We start from the raw sequence: 9,095 nt of genomic DNA on the forward strand, positions 1-9,095 counted from the left end.
CTTGTTTTTATCGACCGGCGGCCATGGCTTTGTCGATCAGCCAGTTCAGGTTCGGACCACGGGTGGCGTTGACTTCAACCGGGCGACCAGCGAATTTGCTGTCCAGCGGCTCGTCAGGCTTGATCTGCACGCGGATGTCGGACGACAGGTCGGCGCTTTTCAGGCTGGTGCTGCTGATGATCGTGCCGGAGCGGGTTTTGTCTTCGCCGGCGATCTGGAAGCTGACCGAGCTGCCTGGCAGCACGTCGCCGAACTGGCGATAGGTGAAGCGCGCTTCAACGTTGGCTTCGCTGTTACGCGGCACCAGTTGGAAGATCACGTCGCCTTTGCTGGCGTACTGACCGTTGGCGACCATTTGCTGCGCTACGGTGCAATCGCACGGCGACGTCAGGGTGCCGGTCATTTGCTTGCCGAACAGTTCTTCAACCTTGGCCGGTTGCAGTTGGTCTTCGTCCAGATGACCCTTGAGTACGTCGAGCATGCTGGTGCTGAACGTCGCCAGCGGGGCGCCTTTGGCTGCGATGCCGTCAGTTTTGATCAGGCTCTGCACCGTGCCGTCGCGCGGCATGGTGATGTTCATGCCTGCTACGCTGACCAGACCGGCCTGGGCGTGGCTGACGAAGTACATGCCGTACACCGACTTGAAGATGAAGCCGAATGCCGTCAGACCGACGAGGAAGATCGCGAAGCTGAAAGTCACTGCACGCAGACGACCGAACGGGGTCATGCCGTGGCCGCCATCCTTGACCTTGCGCGCCTTGGTGAAATTGTCGCGTTGCAGGGTGGCCAGCACTTCACCCATGGAGACGATGTCGCCTGCCAGGTGAGAAGTGATCAGGTGGCGCAGGGTGGAAATGTCCTGAGATTCGAGGTTCTGGAACTGGCAACCGGTACGACCGGTTTCGCGGTCGTGGGAGCGCACCAGTAACTCGACGTCCATGGCCAGGCCGAGGTTATCGATGACGAACTGGAGGCGAGCCTTGTACACGTCGCCGATCTTCAGTGGCAGTTGACCGGCGTTGAAAGCCAGGCCGCCAGCGGAGAGGTCGAGGACCCGAGCTTCTACCGGGGTCCGGTCAGGACCGAAGAAGCGCAGTTTGGCCGGGATTTTTACCCGGGCGTGCTGGCGCTGGGCTTCTGATTCATGCACTACGTTGGCGTTGACGGCGGTATTCATATGGGCGATTTCCTAGTTAATTCAGGCGAGTTCGGTCAGACCATCATCAGCAGCACAGCAACAAAAATGCTGCCGGCGGAGAAGGTCATGGTCCGAGACGACCAAGTGTTGAACCAACCTTGAAAGCTGGCGAGATCACGGGTCAGGGAAGTGGGCTGGCGAGTCCAGGACTGTTGGTCGAGGCGGAAGAACACGTAGATCTTCACCAGCGCGCCGACGATCTGGTTGTAATAGAGAATCGCCGGGTAGGCCGGGCCGATCGTGTGACCGGACAAAGACAGCAGCACGGTCAGGATCAGGCGGGTAATGCCGATCCACAGCAGGTAAACCAGGATGAACGCGGCGCCGTACTTGAAGGTGGCGATGATCGCGACGGTCAGGCCCAGCAGCGACGTCCACATCGACACACGCTGGTCGAACAGCACCACCGAAGTGAACAGGCCGAGACGTTTCATCCCCAGGCCCAAGGCGCGGGAGTTCTGCCGCAGGTTGTTGCCGTACCAGCGGAACATCAGTTTGCGACTGGCCTTGATGAAGCTTTTTTCCGGCGGGTGTTCCACGGTGTGAATCGCGGCGTCCGGCACATAAAACGTGTCGTAGCCCAGGCGCATCAAGCTGAACCAGCTCGACTTGTCATCACCGGTGAGGAACTTGAAGCGACCCAGGCGCCAGTGTTGCAGCGAGTCGCTTTCCACGTCGGCGATGAAGTCCGGGTTGGTCACCACAGTGGCGCGGAATACCGACATCCGCCCGGTCATGGTCAGCACACGCTTGGACAGGGCCATCGAGCACATGTTGATGTGGCGCTGGGCGAACCGCAGTTTGTGCCACTCGCTCATGATGTAGCCGCCGCGCACTTCGCAGAACTCGTTGGTGGTCAGGCCGCCGACATTGCCGAACATCTGGAACCACGGCACGGTCTTGAGCACAACGCCTTCGGCGAGCACGGTGTCGCCATCGATCACTGCAACCACTGCGCGGTCGTCCGGCAGGTGGCGGGAGATGGCGCGGAAACCGTAGGCCAGGCCATCGCGCTTACCGGTGCCGGGGATGCGCACGAAGTCGAGCTTGACGCGAGCCGGAGGATTCATTTTGGTCCAAAGGCTTTTCACCAGCTTCTCATCGGACATTTCCACGATGGAGCAGACCATGGTGGTCGGCAGGCCGCAGTCGATCGCTTCGCGAATCACCGAGGCGTAGACCTGGGCAGTAGTCAGCGCGTCGATACGAAAACTGGTGACCATCAGAAACACATGGGACGGGTCTGCCGCTTTACCCAGCTTGCGCACTTTGCGCCGCAGGTGCGGGTAGACCACGTACAGAAACAGCATGCCGCGCAGAAAGTGCGTAGCACCCATCGAGTAGCGCCAGATACCGACGATACCGATCAGGAAGATGAAGTCCTTCGACTCGGAGTCGAACGTGGACGCAGGCAACGCCAAGGCGATGCCCATCAATAAACTTAGGTAAAACAGCCAACCGGCGACCTGAAGTAGGCCGTGCTTTAGCCTGTGCATAATCTGCATCCGTCTCTATCTCGGGCGAGCCTGTGGGGTGGCCCGATGGGGTTAAGGCAGGCTTACGAAAACTGGCGACATCCGTTCTGGATGACGCCAGAAATCCTGTAGGAGCTGGCGAAGCCTGCGATCTTTTGATCTTTCGCTTGAAACTCAAGTGGACCTGGAAAGATCGCAGCCTCGTTTCACTCGACAGCTCCTACGACCGCATTACCAGCAGATGCCTTCAGTCCGGCCACTCACGGTGGTGGCTTGGGACATGAAACCGACCAGGTCGATCACTTGCTTGCCGTGTGGAGCGTTCTGCGCCAGGGCGCGGAATTTCTCGTCACGGTTGCCGAGGATGATCACGTCGGAGTTGTTGATCACGTGGTCGAAGTCAGCGTTGAGCAAGGACGAGACGTGAGGGATCTTCGACTCGATGTAATCCTTGTTCGCACCGTGGACACGGGCGTATTCGACGTTGGTGTCGTAGATGCTCAGGTCGTAGCCCTTGCCGATCAGCATTTCCGCCAGATCAACCAGCGGGCTTTCGCGCAGGTCGTCAGTACCGGCCTTGAAGCTCAGACCCAGCAGGGCGACTTTGCGTTTGCCGTGGCTGGTGACGATGTCGAAGGCGTTCTGCACCTGGGACTCGTTACTGCGCATCAGCGAGTTCAGCAGCGGTGCTTCCACGTCCAGGGAACCGGCGCGGTAGGTCAGGGCGCGAACGTCCTTCGGCAGGCAGGAACCGCCGAACGCGAAACCAGGGCGCATGTAGTACTGGGACAGGTTCAGCGTCTTGTCCTGGCAGACCACTTCCATCACTTCGCGACCATCGACGCCGACGGCCTTGGCGATGTTGCCGATCTCGTTGGCGAAGGTCACCTTGGTGGCGTGCCACACGTTGCAGGTGTACTTGATCATCTCGGCCACTGCGATGTCCTTGCGGATGATCGGAGCGTCGAGTTCTTCGTACAGCGATTGCAGAACGTCGCCGGAAGCCTTGTCGAACTCGCCGATAACAGTCATTGGCGGCAGGTCGTAATCGGCGATCGCGGTGCTTTCACGCAGGAACTCAGGGTTCACTGCAACGCCGAAGTCGACACCGGCTTTCTTGCCGGAGCAGTCTTCGAGGATCGGGATCACTACGTTTGCCACAGTGCCTGGCAGTACGGTGCTGCGAACCACGATGGTGTGACGGGTCGTCTTGTCACGCAGGACAAAACCGATCTCGCGGCACACGGCTTCGATGTAGTTCAGTTCCAGGTCGCCGTTCTTCTTGCTCGGCGTGCCGACGCAGATCATCGACAGGTCGGTGTCACGAATCGCCTCGGCGAAGTTGGTCGTGCCGCGCAATTTGCCCGTCTCGATACCCTTCTTCAGAAGCTCGCCCAGACCCGGTTCAACGATCGGCGATTTACCGGCGTTGATCATATCGATTTTGTCTTTGGCAACATCGACGCCAACGACGTCATGGCCCCGTGCAGACAGGCAACCGGCACATACTGCGCCGACGTAACCCAAACCAAATATGCTGATGCGCATCGCAATTACCTCTGTGTTTATCAAGCCATTACATGGCCGGAGTTAATGGTGTTCAGCGGTTGTAGTGCACTCGGAAGTGCGCCTTAAAGACGTCACGATGCCGCGTGCAGGCATATAAGTTCCGAGTGTCTAAATAAGTTCACTCAAAAGGTGCGCAACTAGGCTTTTATTGTTATGGCGTGCCCTGTTATGCAGCAGATCTTCCAATCAGAAGACATTCGTGCAAAGGTCTTGCGCGCTCAATGCCAGGCCAGAAGCCCGTAAATCAAGCGGTTGGGTGCTCAGGTGAGCACGTTTATAGGGGCGCAGCCTTGGCCTTGTAGGGGATATTTATGGTGCCTATCTCCTATCCTTCATGTGTTGCCAAAATCAGGGATCAGTCAGCAGAAGTTAATGTGACAACTTTGCTATGTGAATCTCTTCTCTGCGTAAGTTATCTCGTACAAGCTCAGAGAAAATGGTTACCGATGGTATGAGCGACGCATCTGGACATAGTTCCAGTCCGCCCATCGCGAATTCTGAAATTTCTTGAAATATTGAAAAAGATGGCACTGCTTTCATATTGATAGCAACACCTGTTTCGCCCTTGATACATAAGGTTGTTGTCGGGTTAGATGGTTATGTGCCACTACCAATAAAAAAATTTAGTGCCACTACTGAAAAAAATCAGCAATGTCGAGTGAAACTAAAGTTAGTAAATCGAGTGATTGATTTTTGACGTCAGCAAAGTGACGAATGGGGCGGGGAATTGTTGGACGATTGGACGTGGCGCACGACCCATTATGAGGCGTGCGCCAGCCGGGTGTTTACTCGGGGGCGTGATCGCGCAGGAACACCAGATTGTCCGGTTTAGACTGCTCGACGCTATAGCGATAACCTTGTACGTCGAACTGCTTGAGGGCTTGCGGGTCGTTGATGCGCTCTTCAATGACGAAGCGACTCATCATGCCGCGGGCCTTTTTCGCGTAGAAGCTGATGATCTTGTACTGGCCGTTCTTCAGATCCTTGAATTCGGTATTGATGATGCGCGCGTTCAAGGCGTTGCGTTTGACCGCCGAGAAGTACTCGTTGGAGGCCAGGTTCAGCAGCACGTCATCGCCTTGATCGGCCAGGGCTTCGTTCAACCATTCGCTGATCCGTGTGCCCCAGAAGGCATACAAGTCCTTGCCACGGGCATTCGCCAGTTTGGTGCCCATCTCCAGTCGATACGGCTGCATCAGGTCCAGTGGCCGTAGCAGGCCGTACAGGCCGGATAACATGCGCAAGTGCTGCTGGGCGTAATCGAAATCGGCCTCGCTGAAGGTTTGAGCATTCAACCCGGTGTAGACGTCGCCCTTGAATGCCAGCAGTGCCTGCTTGGCGTTTTTCGGCGTGAACGCGGGTGTCCAGCTGCCGAAACGCGCGGCGTTGAGCCCGCCGATCTTGTCGGAGACGTGCATCAACTCGCTGATCTGCGCAGGGGCCAGCTCGCGCAATTGCAGGATCAGTTCCTGGGAATGGTCGAGGTATTGTGGCTGGGTGAAGCGCTGGGTCGCCGGCGGTGTTTCGTAATCGAGGGTCTTGGCGGGGGAAATCACCATCAGCATGAAGTCGTCTCCTTTAATCGTGGGGGCGATTCTAGGGGGTTGTCCGTGTTGACTCCAGCTATGAGCGTCATAGGTGATCGGTGGTGTCATGGAACAAGATCGCAGCCTTCGGCAGCTCCTACGGGACCGCGTTCACTTGGAAATGGAATGTGCTCGCAAAGATCGCAGCCTCGCTTCGCTCGACAGCTGCTACAGATGCAGATGCACCGTAGGAGCTGTCGAGCGAAGCGAGGCTGCGATCTTTTGATCTTCCCGCGATATAGTGCCGCGCGGGTTTTGTTATGGAGACATCCCATTGCGTATCGTTTTTCTATTCTCGGCCTGGCTGTTGAGCTTCGGTGCCATGGCGGCGTCGGGCGATGTGGCGACGCTTGATCGCAGCACCTGGCCTGAACAGCTCAACAGCCCGACCCTGTTTGATGTGGCGTCACGGGCCGAGATCCTCATGTTTTCTCGCGTCCTGTTGGCCAGCGAATCCCTGGATGAAGTGAGCCTGGCCCAGCGCCTGGGGCTGCGCACGGTCAATCTGGAATCGATCAACAACCTGCGCCAGCGCATGTGGCAGCGACTGCTGGCCAACTACAACTTCGCCCAGCAGAGCTGCGATCAGGATGCTTCCTTCTGTTTCCTGGTCGAGGACATGGACACCCTGCGCCAGCAAGCCGCCAAGTTTCAGGTCAGTGATGAGAGCTACTACATAAAGTGGGCCGAGCCGAGCCGACTGTTCCACGCCCAGTACCTGGACGAGCAATTGCGCAAGGCAGCGCTGTTTCCGCAAACCAGCAGCGAAGTCGATCGTTTTGGCGACTATGAGCGCAACGGCGATCAGATGCATGACCGGCTGTTTTTGCTGACCTTCGACAGTGCCGCCAATGCCACGCCGGATAACACCGCCTGGGCCACGGAATACCTGCGCAAGTCGAACATGACCGGCACGTTCTTCGTCCTCGGCAAGGACATCCAGGCCCGTCTGGCCGAACGCTCGGTAGCCAGCCTGCAAGCGACGTACTCCAAGCAATGCATTGGCGCGCAAGGCTGGGAATTTCGCTCCCACAGCCACTGGCAGGACTGGCAGGATTCGGTGCGACGCAGCGTCGAACTGGTCAAAAGCAAACTGCCCGAGAACTACGTGCCATTGTTTCGGCCGCCCGATGGTCAGCGTCGGTCTGACGCTGAAGGATTCTTCAAATCCCAGGGCTTGCAGGTGGCGCTGTGGGATATCGATGCCCAGGATGGTGCCGGCAAACTAAAAGCCAATCAGAGCGCGCAACGGGTGTTGAGCCTGATGTTGTTGTGGCGCCACGGGGTGATCAACTTCAACGTGAAGCAGGATGCGCTGAAAGCGGCGATGCCGTGGCTCATCACGCAAACGGCGCAAAGCGGAATCGGCTGGGAAGACTGTCAGGACGCGTTTCGCTGAAAACGGCGAAAGGCCGTAAACATTGGGCGAAGGGTGATTTTGGGCGAGAATTCGATGCAGGCGGACTTCCGACTTTAACGGGGTGATGGCAATCCGCCTAGTGCTATTGGTCACTCTGAAAAATAAACTTCAAAAAAACGTCAAAGTACTTTTTTCTGTCACAGGTTTTGGAGTATTACGAAGACAGACCGCCGAAACCTGCAGACAGGTGGCGTCTTCCAAGACCCCCATTTGTGTGCAGTTCACTTGAGTCCTCGCAGGTGAATTCGGTGGCCACTTCGAGGCGCAGCACTGTTACGGTATTGCGTCGACTGGCTCCCACAAAGGTGACCGAGTATGGATGATCACGGACGTAGTTCTTCCTCCAACCAGCCAATCCTTTATGTACTCGATACCAACGTATTGATTCACGATCCAAACGCCCTGCTTAACTTCGAAGAACACCACGTCGCCATCCCGATGACCGTGCTTGAAGAGCTCGACAAGCTCAAGAGTGGGCATCACAGCGTGGCTGCGGAATGCCGTCAGGCGATTCGCCTGATCGACAAGACCCTGGGCGATGCCAGTCCTGAAGACGTCGAGCTCGGCGTACCGATCCAGCGTGGCAAAAGTGGTCCCAAGGGTTTGCTGTCAATTCTGATGAGCAAGCGTGCAGAACCGAACCTCATTCTGCCCGAGCACCTGAACGACAACATCATCATCAACCAGTTGATCGACCTGCACGCGCGTGAACCAAAGCTGCCCGTGGTGCTGGTCACCAAAGACATCAACATGCGCCTCAAGGCCCGGGCTTGCGGGATCGCGGCCGAGGACTACAGCACCGACCAACTGGTCGACGACGTGTCGCTGCTGCCCAACGGTTATCACAACATGACCGGCTCCTTCTGGGACCGTGTGAGGAATGTCGACACCCGTCAGGACCATGGCCGCACCTGGCACCAGGTGCAACTGATCGACAACCTGCCGGCGGTACACGTCAACGAGTTCATCATCGATGAACAGGGCTTTGTCGGCTGGATCAAGGAGATCGAGGAAGACAAGCTGCTGATTCTCGACCTGCATCAGGAACCCCTGTTGCACCAGGAAGCCTGGGGCCTGAAACCGCGTGACATCTATCAAAGCCTGGCGCTGTACGCCTTGCTCGACCCGGATATCCACCTGGTCAACCTGACCGGGGCAGCAGGTTCGGGTAAAACCATCCTCGCACTGGCGGCGGCGATCGAGCAGACCATGGTCAGCAAGCGCTATCGTCGGATCATCGCGACCCGTAGCGTGCAGGGCCTGGATCAGGAGATCGGTTTCCTGCCCGGCACCGAAGCGGAAAAAATGGAGCCTTGGCTAGGCGCCATCACCGACAACCTCGAAGCCTTGCACATGGATGACGAAAACACCCATGGCAGTGTCGATTACATCCTCAGCAAAGTGCCGTTGCAGTTCAAATCCCTCAACTACATTCGAGGCCGCAGCTTCCAGCAGAGTCTGATCCTGATCGATGAATGCCAGAACCTCACGCCGCACCAGATGAAAACCATCATCACCCGTGCCGGCGCCGGTTCCAAAGTGGTGTGCCTGGGCAACCTGGCGCAGATCGATACCCCTTACCTGTCCGCGACCAGTTCCGGGCTGACGTACCTGACAGAACGCTTCAAGGATTTCCCCAACGGTGTGCACATCACCCTGCAAGGGGTGCCACGTTCGATTCTGGCCGAATACGCCGAATCGCATTTGTAAACCCTCACCAAAACCGGGCGGCCTGACAGGCCGCCCGGTTTTTTTATGCCCAACACATAACCCTGTGGGAGCGAGCTTGCTCCGGGCGGCGTTCCGACGATGGCGGGGTGTCAGGCGACATCGATGTTGAATGTGCC

The 9,095-nt window shown here is 57.4% G+C and carries 6 protein-coding genes; 2 read left to right on the forward strand and 4 right to left on the reverse strand.

From position 1 onward, the window contains the following. Positions 1-7 precede the first annotated feature (7 nt). The 4 genes from VD17_RS06630 to yaaA form a co-directional block, all read right to left on the reverse strand. The gene (locus VD17_RS06630) at positions 8-1,177 is read right to left on the reverse strand and encodes an alginate biosynthesis protein Alg44 (protein ID WP_046053212.1); all 1,170 of its coding nucleotides are present in this window, start codon (positions 1,175-1,177) and stop codon (positions 8-10) included. 35 nt (positions 1,178-1,212) lie between these two features. After that, positions 1,213-2,694 carry a mannuronan synthase gene (gene alg8 / locus VD17_RS06635; RefSeq protein ID WP_440130560.1) on the reverse strand — a complete coding sequence of 494 codons (1,482 nt, stop codon included), beginning with the start codon at positions 2,692-2,694 and terminating at the stop codon, positions 1,213-1,215. A 210-nt stretch (positions 2,695-2,904) separates the two neighbouring features. Next, entirely contained in the window at positions 2,905-4,221 is a 1,317-nt protein-coding gene (locus VD17_RS06640; protein ID WP_046053214.1) for a nucleotide sugar dehydrogenase, read from the reverse strand. 806 nt (positions 4,222-5,027) lie between these two features. Continuing rightward, positions 5,028-5,807, reverse strand: a complete 780-nt coding sequence (gene yaaA, locus VD17_RS06645) for a peroxide stress protein YaaA (RefSeq protein ID WP_046053215.1) — start codon at positions 5,805-5,807, stop codon at positions 5,028-5,030. A gap of 295 nt (positions 5,808-6,102) precedes the next feature. Between yaaA and VD17_RS06650 the strand changes: the two genes are divergently transcribed. Then, positions 6,103-7,227 (forward strand): polysaccharide deacetylase family protein, encoded by a 1,125-nt coding sequence (locus tag VD17_RS06650; protein WP_046053216.1) that lies wholly within the window; start codon positions 6,103-6,105, stop codon positions 7,225-7,227. A gap of 336 nt (positions 7,228-7,563) precedes the next feature. Then, positions 7,564-8,958: a PhoH family protein gene (locus tag VD17_RS06655; protein WP_008153474.1), complete on the forward strand. Its 1,395-nt coding sequence runs from the start codon at positions 7,564-7,566 to the stop codon at positions 8,956-8,958. Positions 8,959-9,095: the final 137 nt, after the last annotated feature.

This window comes from Pseudomonas fluorescens, assembly GCF_000968015.1.
Lineage (GTDB): Bacteria > Pseudomonadota > Gammaproteobacteria > Pseudomonadales > Pseudomonadaceae > Aquipseudomonas > Aquipseudomonas fluorescens_W.

Bases quoted from the DNA above. Each gene is read 5' to 3' on its own strand.
- yaaA (WP_046053215.1), bottom strand. From the start codon at position 5,807: ATGCTGATGGTGATTTCCCCCGCCAAGACCCTCGATTACGAAACACCG.
- VD17_RS06640 (WP_046053214.1), bottom strand. From the start codon at position 4,221: ATGCGCATCAGCATATTTGGTTTGGGTTACGTCGGCGCAGTATGTGCC.
- VD17_RS06655 (WP_008153474.1), top strand. From the start codon at position 7,564: ATGGATGATCACGGACGTAGTTCTTCCTCCAACCAGCCAATCCTTTAT.
- VD17_RS06630 (WP_046053212.1), bottom strand. From the start codon at position 1,177: ATGAATACCGCCGTCAACGCCAACGTAGTGCATGAATCAGAAGCCCAG.
- alg8 (WP_440130560.1), bottom strand. From the start codon at position 2,694: ATGCACAGGCTAAAGCACGGCCTACTTCAGGTCGCCGGTTGGCTGTTT.